18 protein-coding genes are annotated in these 19,859 nt (G+C 75.1%); 5 read left to right on the plus strand and 13 right to left on the minus strand.

Annotation, left to right across the window (positions count from 1 at the left end):
• Nucleotides 1-14: 14 nt before the first annotated feature.
• On the plus strand, nt 15-1,400 hold the full coding sequence (locus N912_RS0109020; protein WP_037063045.1) for an FAD-binding oxidoreductase: 1,386 nt from the start codon (nt 15-17) through the stop codon (nt 1,398-1,400).
• Here the strand turns inward: N912_RS0109020 and N912_RS60095 are convergent.
• Both N912_RS60095 and N912_RS50520 read right to left on the minus strand, forming a co-directional pair.
• Nucleotides 1,378-2,271: a creatininase family protein gene (locus N912_RS60095; protein WP_051579866.1), complete on the minus strand. Its 894-nt coding sequence runs from the start codon at nt 2,269-2,271 to the stop codon at nt 1,378-1,380. The genes N912_RS0109020 and N912_RS60095 overlap by 23 nt on opposite strands.
• A gap of 89 nt (nt 2,272-2,360) precedes the next feature.
• Nucleotides 2,361-3,266, minus strand: coding sequence for a LysR family transcriptional regulator (locus N912_RS50520; RefSeq protein ID WP_051579867.1), 906 nt, complete (start codon nt 3,264-3,266; stop codon nt 2,361-2,363).
• A 90-nt stretch (nt 3,267-3,356) separates the two neighbouring features.
• Between N912_RS50520 and N912_RS50525 the strand changes: the two genes are divergently transcribed.
• A complete protein-coding gene (locus tag N912_RS50525) occupies nt 3,357-4,541 on the plus strand; it encodes a CynX/NimT family MFS transporter (RefSeq protein ID WP_064745224.1) in 1,185 nt (394 codons plus the stop codon).
• Nucleotides 4,542-4,566: 25 nt separating this feature from the next.
• Nucleotides 4,567-5,283, plus strand: a complete 717-nt coding sequence (locus N912_RS0109045) for a dienelactone hydrolase family protein (protein ID WP_028922184.1) — start codon at nt 4,567-4,569, stop codon at nt 5,281-5,283.
• A 1-nt stretch (nt 5,284) separates the two neighbouring features.
• Here N912_RS0109045 and N912_RS63365 read toward each other — a convergent pair whose 3' ends face one another.
• From N912_RS63365 to N912_RS0109100, 11 genes are all read right to left on the minus strand, one after another.
• Nucleotides 5,285-6,022, minus strand: coding sequence for a matrixin family metalloprotease (locus N912_RS63365; protein WP_051579869.1), 738 nt, complete (start codon nt 6,020-6,022; stop codon nt 5,285-5,287).
• A gap of 199 nt (nt 6,023-6,221) precedes the next feature.
• Nucleotides 6,222-7,370, minus strand: a complete 1,149-nt coding sequence (locus N912_RS0109055) for a VWA domain-containing protein (protein WP_028922185.1) — start codon at nt 7,368-7,370, stop codon at nt 6,222-6,224.
• The gene (locus tag N912_RS0109060) at nt 7,367-9,604 is read right to left on the minus strand and encodes a DUF5682 family protein (RefSeq protein WP_028922186.1); all 2,238 of its coding nucleotides are present in this window, start codon (nt 9,602-9,604) and stop codon (nt 7,367-7,369) included. The genes N912_RS0109055 and N912_RS0109060 overlap by 4 nt, the downstream gene beginning before the upstream one ends.
• The gene (locus N912_RS0109065) at nt 9,601-10,686 is read right to left on the minus strand and encodes an ATP-binding protein (protein WP_028922187.1); all 1,086 of its coding nucleotides are present in this window, start codon (nt 10,684-10,686) and stop codon (nt 9,601-9,603) included. The genes N912_RS0109060 and N912_RS0109065 overlap by 4 nt, the downstream gene beginning before the upstream one ends.
• Entirely contained in the window at nt 10,683-12,137 is a 1,455-nt protein-coding gene (locus N912_RS65650; RefSeq protein ID WP_028922188.1) for a DUF5691 domain-containing protein, read from the minus strand. Before N912_RS65650 ends, N912_RS0109065 begins: the two co-directional genes overlap by 4 nt.
• Nucleotides 12,134-13,447, minus strand: coding sequence for an SWIM zinc finger family protein (locus N912_RS0109075; protein ID WP_037063047.1), 1,314 nt, complete (start codon nt 13,445-13,447; stop codon nt 12,134-12,136). Before N912_RS0109075 ends, N912_RS65650 begins: the two co-directional genes overlap by 4 nt.
• Nucleotides 13,448-13,489: 42 nt before the next feature.
• On the minus strand, nt 13,490-14,218 hold the full coding sequence (locus tag N912_RS0109080; protein ID WP_028922190.1) for a glycosyltransferase family 2 protein: 729 nt from the start codon (nt 14,216-14,218) through the stop codon (nt 13,490-13,492).
• Nucleotides 14,215-15,534 (minus strand): bifunctional PIG-L family deacetylase/class I SAM-dependent methyltransferase, encoded by a 1,320-nt coding sequence (locus N912_RS50535; RefSeq protein ID WP_245645209.1) that lies wholly within the window; start codon nt 15,532-15,534, stop codon nt 14,215-14,217. Before N912_RS50535 ends, N912_RS0109080 begins: the two co-directional genes overlap by 4 nt.
• Nucleotides 15,531-16,523 carry an acyl-CoA dehydrogenase middle domain-containing protein gene (locus N912_RS0109090; protein WP_245645210.1) on the minus strand — a complete coding sequence of 331 codons (993 nt, stop codon included), beginning with the start codon at nt 16,521-16,523 and terminating at the stop codon, nt 15,531-15,533. Before N912_RS0109090 ends, N912_RS50535 begins: the two co-directional genes overlap by 4 nt.
• A gap of 3 nt (nt 16,524-16,526) precedes the next feature.
• Nucleotides 16,527-17,429, minus strand: coding sequence for a Rieske (2Fe-2S) protein (locus N912_RS50540; RefSeq protein ID WP_037063049.1), 903 nt, complete (start codon nt 17,427-17,429; stop codon nt 16,527-16,529).
• Between the two features lie 45 nt (nt 17,430-17,474).
• Complete coding sequence (locus tag N912_RS0109100; RefSeq protein WP_028922192.1) at nt 17,475-17,831, minus strand: hypothetical protein; 357 nt, start codon at nt 17,829-17,831, stop codon at nt 17,475-17,477.
• 81 nt (nt 17,832-17,912) lie between these two features.
• On the opposite strand from N912_RS0109100, the gene N912_RS50545 reads away from it, so the two are divergent.
• Nucleotides 17,913-18,365, plus strand: coding sequence for a hypothetical protein (locus tag N912_RS50545; RefSeq protein WP_156993297.1), 453 nt, complete (start codon nt 17,913-17,915; stop codon nt 18,363-18,365).
• A gap of 27 nt (nt 18,366-18,392) precedes the next feature.
• Nucleotides 18,393-19,856: an MFS transporter gene (locus N912_RS0109110; protein WP_028922193.1), complete on the plus strand. Its 1,464-nt coding sequence runs from the start codon at nt 18,393-18,395 to the stop codon at nt 19,854-19,856.
• The last annotated feature ends 3 nt before the right edge of the window (nt 19,857-19,859 follow it).

Genomic DNA, 19,859 nt, shown 5'->3' on the forward strand with positions numbered 1-19,859 from the left:
AGGGCACACCGAGCATGGCCGCCGGCAGCACCGTTGATCACACCACCCTCGCGGCGCTGGCCGCCGGCCTCGGCGGGGACCTGATCACCGACCCGGACGCCATGGACGGCTACCGGCGCGACTGGGCCAGCCTGGTCCCGGCCGGCCAGCCGGCGGCGGTCGCCCGGCCGCGCACCGTCGACGAGGTGTCGCACTGCCTGCGCTGGGCGAACGAGCACGGCGTGAGCGTCGTCCCGCGCGGCGCGGGCACCGGCCTGTCCGGCGGGTCGACCGCCCTGGACGGCTGCCTGGTGGTCTCGCTGACGCGGATGGACCGGATCCGCGAGATCGACGCGGACGAGCGGCTGGCAGTGGTCGAGCCCGGGGTGCTCAACGCCGACGTCGGCCGCGCCGCCGCGCCGCACGGGCTGGTCTACCCGCCCGACCCCGGCAGCTTCGAGATCTCCACCATCGGCGGCAACCTGGCCACCAACGCCGGCGGAATGCGCTGCGTGAAGTACGGGGTGACCCGCAACTCGGTGCTCAGCCTGCAGGTGGTGCTCGCCGACGGGCGGGTGCTGGAAACCGGCCGGCGCACCGTCAAGTCGGTGACCGGCTACGACCTCACCGGCCTGTTCGTCGGTTCCGAGGGCACCCTGGGTGTGATCACCGCGGCGACGCTGCGGCTGCAGCCGAAACCGCCGGGCCAGACGATGACCTTCGTCGCGGTGTTCGAGTCCATACTGGACGCCGGCGAGGCGGTCGCCGCGATCACCCGCGCCGGGTACGTGCCCAGCGTCCTGGAGCTCATGGACCGGGCCACCATCAACGCGATCGAGGACTACAAGCCGCAGGGCCTGGACCGCACCGCGGCGGCGATGCTGATCGGCCAGTCCGACACGGCCGATGCCGAGGACCAGGTCGCCCGGATGGCCGCGTGCTGCGACGCGGCCGGGGCGAGCGCGAGCTTCTGCTCCACCGACCCGTACGAGGCCGACGCGCTGATGGCCGCCCGCCGCCTCGCCGGAACCGCCACCATGGAGGCCGGGCCCACCATCGTCGAGGACGTGGCCGTGCCGCGCGGCAGGCTGACCGACATGCTGCGCGACATCGACGAGATCAGCGCGCGCACCGGCATCGACGTGGCGATCGTGGCGCACGCCGGCGACGGCAACCTGCATCCCACCCTGCGCCTGCCCGACCTCGAAGCGCCCACCCTCGAACGCGCGCACCTCGCGGCGCACCAGATCTGCTCGGCGGCGCTCGCGCTCGGCGGCACGATCACCGGCGAGCACGGCGTCGGCGCGCTCAAGCGGCCCTGGCTGGCCGAGCAGTTCGACGACACCATCGCCTCGGTGCACCAGGCGCTGAAGTCCGCGCTCGACCCGCGCGGGATCCTCAACCCGGGCCGGGGGTTCTGAGGCCGACGGTGGACGAGCCCCGCGCGCGCCACGCGAGCTCGCGCTCCATCAGCGCGCGGCCCTCGTCCCCGATCGCGCCGGCCACGCGCCGGCCGTCCTCGACCCACCGGCGCAGGTCGGTGACGAACTCGACGCCGTTGGCGACGACCGCGTCGAACAGCGCCTCGCCGCGACCGGCGGTGGCGCGCTCCGGGTCGCCGATGTGGCCCAGTGGCGCCAGCGCGCCCTGCTCCTCGGCGTCGAGGTAGTACTGCATCGCGTCCCCGCCCGCGATCAGGTCCTGGGTCAGGAACCGCGTCTCGAACACGTACCCGTGCGAGAAGACCGCGCGGTCCATGTGGACCAGCTCCGGGTGCCGCAGCAGCATGTGCGAGGTCTCGAACTCGTCGCCGTGCAGGCCCCGGCCGCCGTGCTCGCGCAGCTCGCGGTGCGTCGCGCTCATGCTCAGCGGGTCGATCGACGCGAACGCGACGTGCGGGAACTCCCTCTTGACCTCGCGCGAGGCGATGCCGATCACGGGCAGGTTCGCGAGCCGGTGGCCGTTGAACGTGACGATCGCGCGGAAGCCGTGTTCGGCCAGCGAGCGGTACACGTCCTTCAGCAGCGCGATGACGGTCTCCGGCCGCAGGCTGATCGTGCCCGGCTTGTGCATGTGGTGCGCCGCGTCCCCGTACCAGATCGGCGGCGCCACCAGCAGCCCGGCGCGCTCCGCGATCGCCTCCGCGTAGTCGATCGCCTGGTAGCCGTCGGTGCCGAGCGGGAGGTGCGGTCCGTGCACCTCCGTGCTGCCGATCGGCACCAGCACCTCCCGGTGGCGTTCGAGGTGGGCCGCGACCTCTTCGAAGGTCAGGTCGTGAATCCAGACGGACATGGTTCCTCCCGCTCCAGTCGATCAGGATCATCGACGGACAGAAGAAGCCAGCACAAGCGAACGTTTCTGATATGAGCAGTTAGCTAACCTTACGCCGGCGGCGCCCCGAGCTCGGCGAGCAGCTCGACGAAGGCGTGGACGTTGGGGTTGTCGCCGCCGCCCGGACCCCACGCCACGAACACCCGCCGCTCGCCGCCCTCGGGCAGCGGGCGCACGTCCACCCGCGAGCCGAGGTGGCGCGCCGCGATCGCCGGCACCAGCGCCACGCCCATGCCGACCGCGACCAGCGAGACGAGCAGCTCCAGGTCGTTGCAGGCGGACAGCACCCTCGGCTGGAAACCGGCGTTGTGGCAGGCCCGCGCGACCGCCTCGCGGCAGCTGGTGCCGGCGCCGGCGGCCAGCCAGCGCTCGTCGGCGAGGTCGGCCAGCTCGACCCGATGGCCGTCGACCGTCGCCCGGCCGACCGGCATGACCAGGCACATAGCCTCCGAGAAGAGCGTGCGCGTCTGCAGCTCGGCCGCCAGCTCCGGGCCTGGCACCAGCGAGTACTCGTAGCCGAGCGCCAGGTCCAGCTCGCCGAGGCGCAGCTCGTGCATGCTGCGCTCGACCGGCTGCTCGACGACGCCGATGTCGACCAGCGCATGGTCGGTCATGAAGCGTTCGACCGCGCCCGGCAGCAGCCGGCGCGCGACGCTCGGGAACACCCCGAGGCGCAGCGTCCCACCGCCGTGGGTGGCGAGGGCGTCGAGGGCGGCCTGAGCCCGCGCGAGCTCGGAGGCGATCGCCTCCGCGCGCCGCACCAGCACCCGCCCGGCGTCGGTCAGCCGTACGCCGCGCGGCGTGCGGGTGAGCAGCCGGACCTTCGCCTCTCGTTCGAGCGCCGCGATCTGCTGGGAGACCGCCGACGGCGTGAACGACAGCGCACGGGCCGCCTTCGCCAGCGACCCGCGCGCGGCAACCTCGCGAAGGACGGCCAGGCGCCGAGGATCGAGCATGAAGATAAGCTTATCGCTCCTGACTTGGACCGTAACCTGCGTCGCATACAGCTACTTCTTCGCCGTGCTGGCGGACGTAAGGTGAGCGCCGTGGCACGCGGGGTACCGAGCACCGACCGGCCGGAGTACCCGACTCACCGGTGGGCGACCCTGCTGGGGATCGTGTTGATCGCGGTGAACATGCGCGCCGCGATCGCCGCGACGGGGCCTCTGGTGCCGGACATCCGGGCCGATCTCGGGCTGAGCCGCGCGGCGGTCAGCCTGCTCACCACGTTGCCGCTGCTGTGCTTCGGCCTGCTCGCGACCGGCGCCGCCGCGCTCGGGCGCAGGATCGGCAGCGAACGCGCCCTGCTGCTGGCGATGCTGGGCGTGGCCGCCGGCTCCCTGTTGCGGGTCACCCCGGCGACGGCGTGGCTGCTGCTCGGCACGGCGCTGATCGGCGCGGCGGTCGCGGTGGTGAACGTGCTGCTGCCCACGGTCGTCAAGCAGCACTTCGGGCGCCGGGCGTCCGCCGTCACCGGCGTCTACACGGCGGCCCTCATCGCCGGCGCGGCCACCGCATCGGGCCTGAGCGCACCGCTCGCGCGGCTGGACGGGCTCGGCTGGCGTGGCGCGCTGCTCGTCGCGGGCGCGCCGGCGCTGGTCGCGGCGGTCGTGTGGCTGCCTCGGCTGCGCGGGACGCACCTCCCGCCGAAACGGGTGCGCATCTCGGTGCTGAGGAGCAGGGTGACGTGGGCGCTGGCCGTGTTCATGGGCATGCAGTCGCTGCTGTTCTTCGCCATGACCGCGTGGCTGCCGTCGTTGCTGCGCGACGCCGGGGTGTCCGCGTACCGGGCGGGGGTGGCGCTGGCGCTGTTCAACCTGCTCGGCGTGGTCGGCTCGCTGGTGGTCCCCGCGGTCGCCGCGCGGCGGGCCAGCCAGCTGCCTGTCGCGTTCGCGGTGTGCCTGGCGTGGGCGGTCGCGCTCGCCGGGCTGAACTTCGCGCCCGGCTACTACCTGGTGTGGTCGGTGCTGTCCGGGCTCGCCCAGGGCGCGGCGCTCAGCCTCACGCTGACGCTCATCGTGCTGCGCGCACCCGACGCCGACACCGCGCGCGGCCTGTCGGGGACGGTGCAGGGCATCGGCTACCTGCTCGCCGCCACCGGACCGCTCGCCATGGGCACGCTGCGTGACGCCACCCCGGGCTGGGGCGTGCCGCTGCTCGCGCTCGGCCTCGCCACGGCGGTGATGGCCGCGTCGTCGCCCTGGTCGGCCGGGCGCGGGCAGGTGAGGTGACGGCCGCCGTCCTACAGTGGTGGCCGTGCCTGACGAGATCGACAAGTCCATGATCGACGTTGCCGGGCTCACCGCGTACCTGGCCCGGCCGGCCGGCGGTTCGAGCGCCGGCATGCTGCTGCTTCCGATGATCACCGGGATCGGCGCGCAGATACGCGAATGGGCCGACGAGCTGGCCCGCTCCGGGGTCACGGCGCTGTCCTGGGATCCCTGGGAGGGACGGCCGAGCAGCGACGAGACCCCGATCGACGTGCTGTTCGGCTGGATGGCCGAGCTGGACGACGAGAAGTGTCTCGCCGACCAGCGCCGCCTGCTCGACCACCTGTTCGGCGAGCTGGGCTGCTCCCGGGTGGGGACCATCGGCTGGTGCCTGGGCGGGCGGTTCGCGCTGCTGTTGGGCGGGCGCGACGCCCGGCTGGCGAACGTGGTCGCGTACCACCCGACGGTGCCCGGTGAGCCGGCGCCCAACCACACGGTGGACACCGCCGAGCACTGCGCGTTGATCCAGGCGCCGGTGCTGGTGCTCTACCCGGGCGCCGACCACCTGGTGCCGCCGGAAAGCCTGCACCGGCTGCAGGCCGCGCTGCAGTCGCGGGCCACCGGACCCAGCATGGTGCACGTCTACCCGGGCGCCGAGCACGGGTTCAGCTCCAGCACGCGGCACGCCAACCCGGTCAACGCCGAGGCGTTCGCCCTGTCGTGGCCCCAGGTGATGAGCGTCATCCACACCACCACCCGGTAGGTCAGCCACCGGGCCAGCACGGGTTGGCCCGGAGCGTGGCGAAGCCCTTGCGGTCGCCGGGGCCGAACCCGTTGAGCCTGGCGTTGCTCTGCGCCATCAACTCGCCCCGATCGTCCACGTGGCCGAGGCCGAGAACGTGACCGAGCTCGTGCATCACGATCGAACGCGCCCGAAGCCGGCCGCCCTCGGTGTCGAGGATCCTGGCGAAGCCGTCCCGACCGAGCACGATCTGACCGGTGACATAGCGTTTCGACTCCGGTCCCTCCGGCGTGACCGGGTCGCTGCGTCCCGCCCCGACGGCATGGTCCTCCCCGCCGATGTAGGGGTACTCGGCGTGGTCGGCCCAGGCGATCAGGACCGGCGCCCAGCCCTGCCCGTAACGCCCTGGCTGCCGGGCTCGCCGCCACCCCTGGGCCGGCCGCTCGTCGGTGATGCCGTCGTCGACGAAGGTGAACCCGGACGCGGCCTCGGTCATGCGCACCGCGTCGTGGATCAACGCCAGGCCGTCCGGGGGCTGGCCGGCCGGATTGACCACATAGTGGATCGGACGGCACACGTCGTAGCCGACCGGACGGCCCTGAGGTGTCCTGTCCAGGAACAGGTACGGCCCGTTCGCCGGCTCCGGGGCCGGGCGGAGCGGCGGCTCGGCCGTGTCCCCCGGCGCGAGGAAGGCGAGCACGAGCCCGGCCGCCGCCAACGAGACCACCAACCCCACGGCGACCCGGAACAGGTCGACCAACGGCCCCGGCCCCTCGGCGGTCCCCTTGGCGAGAGGGTTCGGGTCAAGGAGCTCCTGTAGCTCCCGAGCCCGATCCCACGCTCGCGCCCGCGACAGAAAGGCGGCCCGCCGAGACCGCATCCACCTACGCGTTCGGCGCACGACAGTCTTCCTACCCCGCACACACCGGGACCTGTCCCCACAGCGGAGCCGTGGTGGCTCAGGTGTTGCGTTCGGACCACTCCCCGAGGTCACGCCGCTCGACGGCCGCGGCCATCAGGTCGGGGAAGGCGTCCGGGGTGCAGGCGAACGCGGGCACCCCGAGCGCGGCCAGGGCGGCCGCGTTCTCGTGGTCGTAGGCGGGCGCGCCCTCGTCGGACAGCGCCAGCAGGACGACGACCTGGACGCCCGCCGCGGTCAGCGACGCGACCCGCCGGAGCATCTCCTCTCGCACGCCGCCCTCGTACAGGTCGCTGACCAGCACGAGGATCGTGTCGTTGGGCCGGGTGACCAGGCTCTGGGCGTAGCCGAGGGCGCGGTTGATGTCGGTGCCGCCGCCGAGCTGGGTGCCGAACAGCAGCTCGACCGGGTCGTGCAGCTGGTCGGTCAGGTCGACCACGGCGGTGTCGAACACGACCAGGGACGTGCGCAGCGAGCGCATCGAGCCCAGCACCGCGCCGAACACGCCGGCGTAGACGACCGAGGCCGCCATCGAGCCGCTCTGGTCGATGCACAGCACCACGTCACGCTTGACCGCCTGCTGCCGCCGCCCGTACCCGATCAGCCGCTCCGGCACGAGGGTGCGGTGCTCGGGCAGGTAGTGGCGGAGGTTCGCGCGGATGGTGCGTTCCCAGTCGACGTCGGCGAGCCGCCGAGGCCGCGAGAGCCGGGCCGACCGGTCCAGCGCCCCGCCGACCGCCGAGCGGGTCCGCTGGGCCAGGCGCCTCTCCAGCTCCCGCACGACCGTGCGGACGACCGCCCGGGCGGACTCGCGGGCGCGGTCGGGCAGCACGCGGTTCAGCGACAGCAGCGTGCCGACCAGGTGCACGTCGGGCTCGACCGCGTCGAGCATCTCCGGCTCCATCAGCAGCCGGGTCAGGTCGAGCCGCTCGATCGCGTCCTTCTGCATGACCTGGACGACGGTGGAGGGGAAGTAGCCTCGGATGTCGCCCAGCCAGCGCGCGACCGCCGGAGCCGAGTCGCCCAGCCCGCCGGCGCGGCGCCCGGGCTCCTCGCGGGTGCCGTAGAGCTTCTCCAGCGCCGCGTCCATCCGCGCCTCGTCGCCCGACAGCGACACGCCGGTGCCGTCGGCCGACTCTCCGCCCAGCACGAGGCGCCACCGTCTGAGCCTGTCCTGAGGCGTGCTCATGCGCCGGCCTCCCAGCCGAGGATCCGCAGGGCCGCCGCGACGGCCGGAGCCGCGCGCCCCTCGTCCACCTCGTCACCATGAGCGGCGCCGTGAGCGGCGCCGTGAGCGGCGCGGTGAGCGGCGCCGGGGGCCGTGTCGGTGCCGAGGTGGCGGACCCGTTCGCCGATCGCGCGGCGCTGCGCGGCGGCGTACCCGCCGAACGTGCGGCGCAGCAGCGGCAGCACGTCGGTGAACGAGTCGCCGGGCAGCCCGGCGATCCAGCCGTCCACCAGGCGCAGCAGCTCCTCGTCGTGCACCAGGATCAGGCCGCCGCCGGACAGGAAGCCCTCCACCCAGGCGGCCGCCCGGCCCGGCGCCGCGCCGACCGACACCGCGCGGGCCATCCGGTCGGGGACGTCGGGGAGCAGGCCCGCGTCCAGCAGCAGGCGGGTCAGGCGGCCTTCGAGCAGCCCGTGCAGGTCCGTGCGGTCGACGATGCCGGCCAGGGTGCGGCGCCAGCGCGTCAGGTGGTCGTCGTGCGCCAGCAGGGCGAGGGCGTCGTGGACGGCGTCGACGTGTTCGAGCAGCTCCCGTGCGGCGTCGTCGTCCAGGCCGGACACGGCCGGCGGCAGGCCGACGCAGATCCGCACGACCAGGCCGTCCACCACCGCCTGGAGCGGGCCGGTCGCGGTGCCGCGCACGTCCCCGTAGCGCAGCGCGCGCACCAGGGCGGGCAGCGCGGACATCAGGTGCACGACGTCGGTGTCGACGGCGGCGCGGTCGGCCAGGGACCGCACCACCCTCGGCAGCGCGTCCGCGAGGTCGGCCAGCAGGCAGCGCTCGGCGACCGAGGTGAGCTCCGAGAGCGCGGTGGCCTCGGCGGCGATCGCCTCGGCGCGGGCGGTGGCGGCGCGGTGGACGGTGGTGCCCCACGCGCTCGCCTCGATCAGCTCGACGTCGAGCTCCGGGCGCCACATCAGCGTCCAGGTCTCCCGGAACGTGCCCTTGGACCGGCCCGCGTCCTTCGGTTCGCCCCAGTCGACGTCCAGCAGCCGCAGCCGGTGCAGCAGTCGGCTGCGCTCCAGGTCCGTGGGCTTGCGCAGGTCGAGGTCCTGCTCCTTGGCGAGCGCGGACGGCTTGAGGCGCAACCGCCGCTGCTCGGCCAGCAGGTCGCGCTGCAGCGGCACCATCGGCGTCCGCTCGGGCACGGCGCCGAGCCGTTCGGCGACCACCATCCGCCGCCCGATCAGCTCCACCGGGAGGTCGGCGCCCTCGCACAGCACCGCCCGGGTCGCCTCGGTGACCTCGTCGAGCCCGGCCAGCGGGCGCCCGCGCAGGGCGGCGAGCGCCTCCGCCAGCCGTACCGCCTCGATGACGTGCGCCGAGGAGACGTGCAGGTCCTCCTCGCGCAGGACGCGCGCCGCGGCGGTCAGCCAGCGTTCGAGCGGCCGGTCGGGTGCGGTGAACAGGTGGTGGTACCAGCCGGGGGAGCCGACGCCCGCGCCGTAGCCCGAGCGGGTCGCCAGCCGGCCGTGCGTCCACGGCACCCAGGTCACGGCGACCTTCGCGGTGGGCAGGCCGCGCAGGGTCCGGTCGTCCTGGCTCTCGGGGACCTTCTCGACCAGGGCGGGAACGTGCCAGGCGCCGCAGACGACCGCTACCCGTTCGTACCCTTCGCCGAGCGTGCGGCGCAGGGTCCGGCGCATGTGCGCCTCGCGCTGTTCCTCACGCCGAGGTGCCTTTGGCAGTTGCTCGCGCAGCTCCGCCATCGCCTCACCGATCGCCGGGAACGGCGACGGGCCGTCGTCGCGGTGCTCCACGACGTCGTCCCACCATCGTTCGGCGTCGTCGTACCCGGCGGCCTCGGCGAGCCAGCCCAGCGGGTCGAGCCTGATCTCCTCCTCGGCGGGATCATCGGGACCGTCGCCCGAGGCGGGGACGAGCAGGTGCGCGGCCGGCAGGTCGCAGAACCGCACCGGCACGCCGGCGCCGAGGGCGTGCCGGATCGCCTGCCATTCGGGGCTGAACTCGGCGAACGGCCAGAACGCGGCCTCGCGGTCGTCGCCGGGGGTGTAGGCGAGTATCGCGACGGGTGGGACCATCTCGGGGTCGGCCGCCAGCTCGACGATCTGCTCGGCCTCGGGCGGCCCCTCGATCAGGACCACCTCCGGGTCGAGCCGCGCCAACGCCCGCCGCACCGCCCGCGCCGACCCCGGCCCGTGATGCCGAACGCCGTAGACCTCGACGGTGGTCAAGAGACGTCTCGGCAGGCGCGGTAGAAGTCCCGCCATTCGGGGCGCTCGCGGACGACGGTTTCGAGGTACTCCTGCCAGACCACCTGGTCCGACACCGGGTCCTGGACGACGGCGCCGACGATGCCGCCCGCCACGTCGGCGGCCCGCAGCACGCCGTCGCCGAAGTGCGCGGCCAGCGCCAGCCCGTTGGTGATGACCGAGATGGCCTCGGCCGTGCTGAGGGTGCCGCTGGGCGACTTGAGCTTGGTGCGGCCGTCGCCGGTGAGCCCGCCGCGCAGCTCGCGGAAGATCGTGACCACCCGCCGGATCTCCTCCAGGCCGGCCGGGGTCTCCGGCAGCTCCAGCGCCGTGCCGATCTGGTCGACGCGGCGGGAGACGATGTCCACCTCGTCGTCCACGCTCTCCGGCAGCGGCAGCACGACCGTGTTGAACCGCCGTCGCAACGCGCTGGACAGCTCGTTCACACCCCGGTCGCGGTCGTTGGCGGTCGCGATGACCGTGAAGCCCTTGCGGGCCTGGACCTCGGTGTTGAGCTCCGGGACCGGCAGCGTCTTCTCGGACAGGATCGTGATGAGGCTGTCCTGGACGTCGCTGGGCATCCGGGTCAGCTCCTCGATCCTGGCGACGGCCCCGATCCGCATCGCGTGCATCAGCGGACTCTCCACCAGCGCCTTCTCCGAGGGGCCTTCGGCCAGCAGGCGCGCGTAGTTCCACCCGTACCGGATCGCCTCCTCGGCCGTGCCCGCGGTGCCCTGCACCAGCAGCGTGGAGTCGCCGCCGACGGCGGCCGCCAGGTGCTCGGAGACCCAGGTCTTGGCGGTGCCGGGCACGCCGAGCAGCAGCAGCGCCCGGTCGGTGGCCAGCGTCGCCACCGCGACCTCCATCAGCCGGCGCGGGCCCACGTACTTCGGGGTGACCCGGGAGCCGTCGGGGAGGTCGCCGCCCAGCAGGTAGGTGGTGACGGCCCAGGGCGACAGCCGCCAGCCGACCGGGCGTGGCCGGTCGTCGTGCTCGGCCAGCCGCGCCAGCTCGTCGGCGTACTCCTGTTCCGCGTGCGGTCGCAGAACGGCGTTGTCGGTCACGGGGCAAGCTCCTTCAGCATCTCGTCGCGGAAGCGCAGCGTCTCGGTGAGCTCGGTGATGGTGTCCGCGCCGTGCCGCCGCGCGAGGTCGTCCAGGCGGGGCGCGACCTCGGGGTCCAGGCGCAGGTCGGCGAGCCGGCACAGCCGGGTGAGCGTGGGCTCGTACCGGTGGGTGGCGCGTTCGGCCGCAGCCGCCACGGTGGCGACCACGGCGTCGGCGAGCCGGCCGGTCCAGGGGCCGGGCACTCGTTCGAGGACCGTCGGCACGGACCGCCCGTCCACCCCTCGGATCAGCTCGGCCGCGGCGGGGGTTCGCTCGGGCTCGGGCAGCACGGAGATCAGGTCGGCGAGCGCCGCCGGTTCGTCGGCCAGCACGCCGCCCGTGACCAGGGCGCGGGTCCATTCGGTGTCGCGCTGGCGCAGCGCCGCGCCGGCCCAGCCGAGATGCACGTCGCGGGCGGCGCGGTCCCCGGCATCGATCACCGGAAGGCGGACGATCTCCGTCGGCGGCAGCCCGAACAGCTCGGTCCAGGTGGACAGCGGCGTGCGGGCCAGGATCTCGTGCGGCCAGGCCGCCGGCGGCGCAACGCCGTCCCTGGCCAGGCCTTCGTCGTGGGTACGCGGCGGTTCGACCAGGATCCGGGCCCGCGGCGTGGGCCGCAGGCAGGCACGGGCCCTGGCCGCCATCCGCTCCCCGTAGGCCGAGCCCGGCAGCCGGGCGAGCAGGTCGGAGGCGAGCTGGCGCACCTCCTTGCCCCGGTCGTCGAGCGCGGACTCTAGGAAGTCCTCGTCCGCGAGCGACAGGCCGTGCTCGAAGGTGGCGAGGAACGCCGCGCGGTCGGGCGCCGGCTCCTTCGGCCACGTCTCGCGCAGCGTCTCCCGCGCGGTGGCCGGGTCGGTGCCGCGCAGCCGGGTGAGGTGGGCGACGCGCTGGTTGCGGGTGCCGGTCTCCCACCCGTCCGGCCCCTCACCGGGGTCGGTGCCGGCCAGATAGGCCCAGTCGGTGTTCAGCAGCGCCAGCCACACGCCGCGGCGCCCCGAGGCCCTGGCGATGGACGCGCGCAGCATCCGGTCGCCGCGCCCCCTCTCCAGCAGCTCGGGCAGCAGTCGCGCGGGCACTCTCCGGCCGTGCGCCGAGGCCGCGTCCAGCCACTCGGGCAGCACCCGGATCCGCTCGCCGCCCAGGATCCGTTCCAGCCGCCGCGCCGCCTCGGGCGGCACCGCCGGAAGGTCCTCCGCCGGCGCCGGGGCGATCGCCTCGGCCCCGATGCCGTTCCCCGGCGTCCGGCCCGCCCGGCGGCGCAGCGTCAACACCGCCGCCTGGTCGAGCAGCCGCCCCGCCGCGTCGCCCTGCTCCGGCGCCTCGGGCAGCACCGGCACGGCCCGCCGCCGGGTACCGAGCAGCGCGGCGCTCACGTGCCGGTCCCACACGTTCGCGGGCTCCTGGCTCACAGGATCACGACCCCCTCTGTCCGGTGCCAGACCGCCAGGGCACGCAGCCCACTCGGCGTCCACTCCCCCGCGAGCGTCACCGGGTTGCCGCCGGAGACCGCCAGCAGCCGCCACGGCTCGGCCGCCCGCAACGGGAGCACCTCGCCGGCGTCGTCGATGACGTGGAGCCGGCCCTGGGCGGTCCACCCCAGCCGGCCGGCGGCCAGCACGGCGGGCCAGCGGTCCAGCCAGGGGTCGCGGGCAAGGGCCGCCGCATGCTCGTCGAGCACCGCCCGCACGCTCGTCCCGGTCGGCACGGCCGGCTCGGGCGCACCGTGTCGCCGGGCCACCAGCGCGCGCAGCGGCTGCGCTCCCGGGTAGAAGGCCAGCTCGGCGTCGACCGCCGTGCCCACGACCAGGGACGCGTCCAACGGCCGCCCCGGGGCCGCGAACGACAGCACCAGCGCCGGCCGCCCGCTCGCGCGCCCGCGCAGCCAGACCCGCCTGGTCGTGAGCTGGTCGGTGGCCACGTCTCGGCTGGCCGTCACACACCAGCGGTCCCGGAGCCGCTCGCCGTCGCTGAGGACATCCTCCTGCGCCACCGTGAACCCCACCCGGGTGCGCACGGTGTCCCGCAGCGCGGCGGGCAGCTCGTCGCGGCGTTGGTAGGCCCGCACGAGCAGGCGCAGCAGGGCGTACTCGGCCAGCAGCCGGCCCGGCCACCCCGGCTGCCTCGGGACCGCCGCGAGGGCCTTGACCTGTCCCGCCAGCGCGCCGGCCTGCGCGTCCACCAGGCGCCGGGCGGCGTCGTCCCACAGCCGGTACGGGGCCTTCTCCGCCTGCGCCAGCCCGTGCTCGACCTGGTCGCGCAGCCACTGGTCGAGCTCCGCCAGGCCTTCGCCAACCCGCCGCTCGCGCCGTTCGGCGGTCTTGGGGACCCTGGTCTTGGTGTCCTTGGTCTTGGTGGCCGCCGTGACCCTGCGCTCCAGCGCCCGCTGGGCGCGCCCGTCGCGCTCCTGGAGCCACTCGGCCACCCAGGGCGGGCGCGCACCGCCCCCGACCTCGCCGTCGCTCCACAGCAGCAGCAGCCCGAGCGCGTGCTTGCAGGGGAACTTGCGGCTGGGGCACGAGCAGCGGAACGCGGGCTCGGCCAGGTCGACGCTCACCTGGTAGGCGCTCTTGCCGCTGCCTCGGCACTCGCCCCAGACGGCCCCGTCGTCGCCGCCCGTCCCGCTCCACGTGGTGGGCTTGGCGACCCCGCCCGCCGCCTTCGCCGACGCCGCGTCGGGCGCGAGGCCGAGCACCTGCTCCCGATCCCACCGATCGCTCACGCGGGCGAAACTATCGGCAGGGTCGGACAATCTCTCACCTGATTACGCGGCGCCCGCGCGCAGCGAGCGGAGCAGGTCGGCGAGGCCGCCCCTGGCCCGGCCCCGGGTTCGCGCACTGGTGAGTACTCGCAGGTCGGCGGGCTGCCGAAGCCGGTATCCGGCCTCGGCCATCGCGCGCCACAGGCCGTGTTCCTCGCCGTGACCGCGCGCGGGGAAGCCACCGCGGTGGCGGTAGGCGTCGGCGCGCACGCCCAGGTTGGCCGCGTAGACGTGGCGGTGGCTGTCCCGATGGATCCGCCCGTCCACGACGCGGTGGTAGGAGGCTCGCGCGGCGGCCTCCAGCGCGCTCTCGTCGTCGAGGTCCGCGAGCCCGGCCACACCGTGCGCCCCGTCGCGACCGTGGCGGAGCTGGTCGGCCGCCCAGCTGGTCGGCACCGTGGTGTCCGCGTCGGTGCTGAGCAGCCAGACCTGCTCCGGCGGGGCGGGGCGCAGCCGTCGCAGCAGGTCGCGCACGCCGATGTCGCGGACCAGGCCCACGCCGGTGCCGACGGGGCGTCGGTGGACGGGCAGGATGCGCGCGGCCGGCCACCCGCGCAGTTGTTCGAGGGCGCGGCAGCGCGTGCGGTCGGCGCACCTGTCCAGCACCACGGTGACCGCGACCCGCACGCCCCGGGGCAGCCGGTCCAGGGCCGCTCTCACGCTGCGCAGGCACCGTTCGATCCGGGCCTCCTCGTTGTGGGCGGGGACCATGACCCCGGCCGCGTTGATCATCGGCGCCTCAGCACCCGCACCACGAACCGTTCGTCGACGTGCTCGACCAGCTCCTCCAGCTCGGGCCGGGCGCGCACCAGCGCCGCCGTGGCCTCACCGTCCCTCGGCGCCTCCGCCGGCCACTCCCGCCAGTGCGCCAGCACCAGGTCCCCGCCCGGTCGCAGGGCGCGCAGGGTCGCGTCGAGCGTCGCCCGCACCGTCCGGTCGTCCAGGTAGTAGAGCACCTCGCTGAACACGGCCAGGTCGAGCCCCTCGTCCGGGACGCCGGCCGGCAGGGCGCGCTCGACGACGCGGACCCCGGGGTGGCCGGCCGTGTTCCGCCTGGCCGTGCGGGCCGCCTCGGTGACCGGCTCGGTGGCGTGCAGCCGCTCGCACCGCTCGGCCAGCTCGACGGTCAGGATCCCGGTGCCGCAGCCCGGTTCGAATCCGGCGCGGTAGCGCTCGCGGGGCAGGCTCGCGAGCAGGACCTCGCGCTTGCGGCGCTCGTACCAGGAGTGGGCGTGCCACGGGTCGGCCTGCTCGGCGTAGAGCGCGGCGAACCGGCGAAGCGGTGCGCTGGCCGGCCGGGGTTCCCGGAACACCAGCTCGGCCGGGCGTTCGAGGTGCGCGAGCAGCTCCGGGCCGACCACCGGCGCCGCGCCCCCCGGTGCCTTGTCGACCTGCGAGGTGAAGCGGGAGCACGCCGCCAGCTTCGACGCCAGGTCCGAGGGGTCCAGCGGCAGCAGCCGCGCCCGGTCCCAGTGGATCCGGGGGTCGTCGGGCTCCATCCACGGCCACATCCAGATCGGGTATCCCCAGCCGTATGCGGTGCTGGGGGCGGCGGCCGAGGCGGCGCGACCGGCGGCCCGGTGATCGGAATGGGGGTCCTCGGTCCACGGCGCGAGATAGGCGTCGGCGTCGGCGAGCAGCGGGGCGAGACGGTCGGTCAGCTCGCCGACGTGCTCGGCCAGGCCGGCGTCGGGCAGCCCGAGCCACTGGACCGGAACGTCCCCCAGCCCTCGGCCGCGCAGCACGGCGTGCAGCTCGGCGCGGCGGACCCGGCCGAGCTCGCGGCGCCGCTCGGGTCCGAGACCCGGATAGGCGGCCTCGCCGTCGCTGGCCACCACCAGCGCGAGCCGCACGCCCGCCCGGTGCGCGACCGCCAGGGCACCGCCGGCGCCGAGCGTCTCGTCGTCCGGGTGCGCCGCGACCACCACGAGCCGCCGGTAGCCGCCGGGGTCGAACGGCAGGGGCGCGCCGTCGGCCAGCGCCCGGCTCCAGCGCCGCGGCGCGGTGACCGGCCGCCGGCCGCCACCCCGGTCCGAGGTCACGCTCACCGCCCGCACCCGGCGAGCAGCGCCGCGCCCAGCTCCGCGTTGTCGCGCTCGCCGTGGTGCTGGCGCACGTACATCTGCAGGTCGGCGAGCTGGCCGGCGAGGTGGCCGTCGCCGCTCCACGCCGCCGGCCCCAGGATGCGCGGCACCCGGTCGATCACCTCTCGGCAGGCGTGCTCGACGGCGCCCCGGATGGTGGCGACGGAGACCTTGTGGTCACCCCTCGGCAGCGCGTCGAGCTCGTAGGCGGTGTCCCGCAGCAGGGCGTGCGCGGCGGCGAGCATCGCGTGCAGCTCGCCGAGGTGGGCCAGCGCGTGCGGGTCACCGCCGCCTCCCCGCCGGAGGTGCTCGGACGTCCTGTCCCACAGCCCGGCCGCCCCGCCCCACCACACGGCGGCCACCCCGCCCCCGCCGGCCGCGAAGCCCGGCCGACCGGTGTACCAGCCGGGGCCGCCCACCATCCGGTCCACCGCCACCGACTTGAACGACACGTCCGAGGTGTCGGTGGCCGCCATGCCGTCCGCCCGCCACACCCCCGGGTCCACGGAGATCCCGTCCCGGTCCAGCGCGACCTCGACCAGCACCGGCGACGAGCCGTCGGGGCGAGGCTGGGCGACGACCAGGGCGCGGTCGAGCATCCGCGCGCCCGAGCAGAACCGCACCCGCCCGCGCACCGCCGGCCGGCCGTTCCGGTCGCGTTCCAGCCGCGCGCCGGCCCCACCGGGTCGGGCGGCCCACACCCCGTAGAGCGCGCCGGCCCTCGGCGGCAGGCCGGCCTCGGCAAGGATCGCCACCGCGTCCACGTGCCCCTCCGCCAGCCGGGCCACGGCGAGGTCGGACCGGCCCCAACCGGCCAGCGCGGCCCACCGCCGCGCCGTGTTGCCCCCGCGCGGCTCGGGCAGCACCAGCTGCCCGGACTCGAACATCACCCGCACGGCCTTCCCGACCGCGTCACAGCCCTGGCTCGACACCCCGCCGCCCTCCGCCGGCACCGGCTAGCTCGCGGACACGCCCGGCAGCGTGCGGACCCGTGCCTCCACGAACCCCGCCCGCACCCGCGTCTCGAAGCCCGGCACCGCCGCGGTCGCCGGCCCGTGCACCACCGCACCGTCGTCGACCCTGAACACGCTCGCGTGCCAGGGACAGGTCACGTGCAGCTCGGCACCGACCGCGTCGAGCTGGCCCTCGTGCAGCGGCGCCGACAGGTGCGGGCAACGGTCCGACATCACGCTGACCCGCTCGTCCGTCCGCGAACCGTCCCGGGCGTGGCGCAGCACGAACACCGGCACGTCGCCGATGACCCTGCGGACCGGTTCCCCTTCCGGAAGCTCGGCGAGCCGCTCCACCCGCCGCCAGTCGCCCGGGCCGACGTGCTGCACCTCCTCGCCGTGGTTGGCGCCGCTGGCCTGCCGGTAGCTCAGGTGCCCGCCCAGCGCGGCGGCCACGGCACCGAGCGCCCCGCCGGCCACCGAGAACAACCGACCGCCGCCTCGGCCGCCCCGGCGTCGCAGCAACGCGCCGACGTAACAACCGACCGCCGCCGCGTTCACGCCGGCGTGCACCAGCCCGACCCGCTGCTGCTCCTCGTGCCCGTCGGTGTAGTCCGCCCAGCCCGCACTCGCCGTCGGCACCGTCGCCACCAACCCGACGGCGATCAGCCCACTCGACTCGCGCCGACCACCGCCCACCGCGTCCACCAGGCTCGCCGACAGGAACGAACCCAACGCCAGCTGCGCCAACGCCGGATGCAGGGGATGGCCCAGCCACACGCCGTGCAGCGCATCCTTGATCCGCCGGTCCCGGAGCAACCGTTGGCCCAGGTCCCGCAGCCAGCCGGCCGGGCGGTCAAGCGCGACCGCGCTCTCGACGCGATGCAGGGGTCTGTCGGTGAGGCTCATGCCCGTGGGATGGCCGGTGACAAGCCGTTCAAACCCGCGCGGGCGTCACGGCGTCGCCTGAGCGGTCGCCATGTCCCTCGGCCGCGAGGGGTGCGCATCGATCAAGAGCGACAGTCGGCTCAGTGCGTCATGAGCCGATTCCGAACGGAGCTCTTCCTCGGCGCCGCGGTGCTCTACCAGGGCCAGAGCCACAACCGTCGCGGTAAGCTCCTGCAGCGCGCCCGACCCGCCGGCCTGCCCGGAATCCGCGATCAGCTCGCGGGACAGGTCGAACGCTTTCCGCACCATGGCGTCGGAAGACGGAAGCTCGTTGAAATCGACACCCCTGTCGGCCTCGCTCATGGCGAGAGCAAAACCGTTGTAGACCCCTCTGAAAACTCTCACGCTGTCGATGTCGGCCATGGGATCGCCTACCCGGCCAGCCGCCGGTTACACCGACAAGCCGGCGAGGTGTAGGCACCGCGTGACGGGGTAAACGGCCCGATGGCAGGTAGCGCGGCCTATGTGGTGATGCTGGCGGCCGGTGTGGTGATCGTCGTGGTCGACGGTCAGCTGCTGCGGCGCTACGGCCCCGCGTACCTCGAGTCGGCCACCCGGGACCCACGCCGCGCCCGACGGCAGGCGACCCTGGTGGCGATCCTGTTCCACCTGGTCATGTTCGGGGTCGTCGCGCTGGTTGCCTCGATCGGGTTCGCCGAGAACCCGCCGGTGACGTCGGTCGTCGCCCGGGTCGGGGTGCTGTTGCTGCTGACCGCGGCCGCGCATGCGATGGCCCTGTACGCGCTGGGCCGGCTCCGCAACGGGCGCGGGGCGGCGGAGCTGGCGGATGCCGGCATGGCCCCCGGCCGGACTCGCCGCCCACGCCCGCCCCGACCCGCGAGGCCCGCGCCGAGGGCCGAGGCCGGCGACACGCCCGCCGACGCGCCGGGAACATGATCACGGTGGCGGGTGAGGGGTGCGCGGGTGCAAGGATCACGAGCCAGCAGGGCCAGCGGGTACCCGGCGGCGGTCGGGCTCACCCTGCTCGCGCTGACGCCCTTCAGCGTGCTGTCCACCTCGACCTATCTGGTCACCGACCAGATGGCGGCGGATCTGCACACGGGCCGGTCCGGGGTGCAGCTCAGCCAGGCGCTGGCCAACGCCGGCTACGCGCTGTTCGTGGTGGTCGCCGCCGCGCTGGCCCGTCGGCTCCCGGCGCGGACGCTCGGTGTGGCCGGCCAGTCGGCGGCCGCCGTCGGCGCCCTGTTGTGCGCCTGCTCGCCCGGCCTGGGGACGTTCACCTCGGGCCGGGTGCTGCACGCCGCCGCGACCGGCACGATGTTGGTGGTCGCGCTGCCGCCGCTGGTCACCGGCCAGCCGCCGAACCGCATGCCGGCCACCGTGGTGTTCCTCAACGTCGGCCTGTTCGGTGCGGCCACCCTCGGCCCGAGCCTGGGCGGCCTGGCCTCGGGCTGGCACGCCTGGCGGGCGTTGTTCGGCCTCGCCGCCGCGCTCGCCGTGGCGGGTGCGGTGCCGGCGGCGCGGACGCTGGACCGCGCCAGGCCCGAGCGTCCCCGAACCCGCACGGCGCCGGCGGTCGTCCTCGCGGCGGCCGCCACGATCCCGTCCTTCCTCGGCGTGAGCCTCCTGGGCCGCCAGCCGCCGACCTCCGCCGAGTTCCTGGTGCCCACCGGCGTCGGCCTTGCCGCGCTGGTCGTCCTCGTGGTCAGCGAGTACCGGCGCGCCGACCCGGTGCTGGCGGTGCGCGCGGTCGCGCACACCCTGCCGGTGATCGGCATCTGCAACGCGATGCTCGCCGGCGCCGGGTTCACCCTGCTCACCGAGGTCGGCATGGCGCTACTCGTGCAGGTCGAGCACCGGAGCCCGTGGACGGTGAGCGCCACGATGAGCACGCTGGTGCTGGGCATGGCGGGCGCCGCGTGGCTGTTCCGCTCGACGCTGCGCAGCCGGTGGCTGCCCGCCACGGTGATCGGTGGGCTGCTCGCGGTCGCGGCGGCCGGCGCCACGCTGGCCGGCCTCGGCTCGGTGCCCGGACCACCGCTGGTCGCCGCGGCCGGGCTGCTGCTCGGCTTCGGCGCCGGGGCCGGAGTGGCGCCCGGGCTGCTGCTCGCCGCCCTCAGCGTGCCCGGCGACGAGCTCGCCGGGGCCTTCGGCCTGGTCCAGCTGCTGCGCATCCAGGGCGCGTTCCTGGTCGGCCCGATCGTGCCGGCCCTGCTCGCCGCCCCCGACCCGATGGCCGCGATCGGCACCGCCGCGATCGCCGTGGCGGCGGTCGCGCTGCTCGGCGCCGTCGCCCTCACCGCGCTGCTGCTCGCCGGCGGCGCCCGCCCGCACAGCCCGGACGTGCACGCCTGGGTGCACGGGCAGAGCGCCGGCTTCCACTCGCCCCGGCTCGGCGGCCTGCTGCGCGACGACCCCGACGAGTAGGTC

Origin of the sequence: Actinospineispora acaciae DSM 45401 (assembly GCF_000620785.1) — a bacterium.
Taxonomy (GTDB): Bacteria; Actinomycetota; Actinomycetes; order Mycobacteriales; family Pseudonocardiaceae; genus Pseudonocardia; species Pseudonocardia acaciae.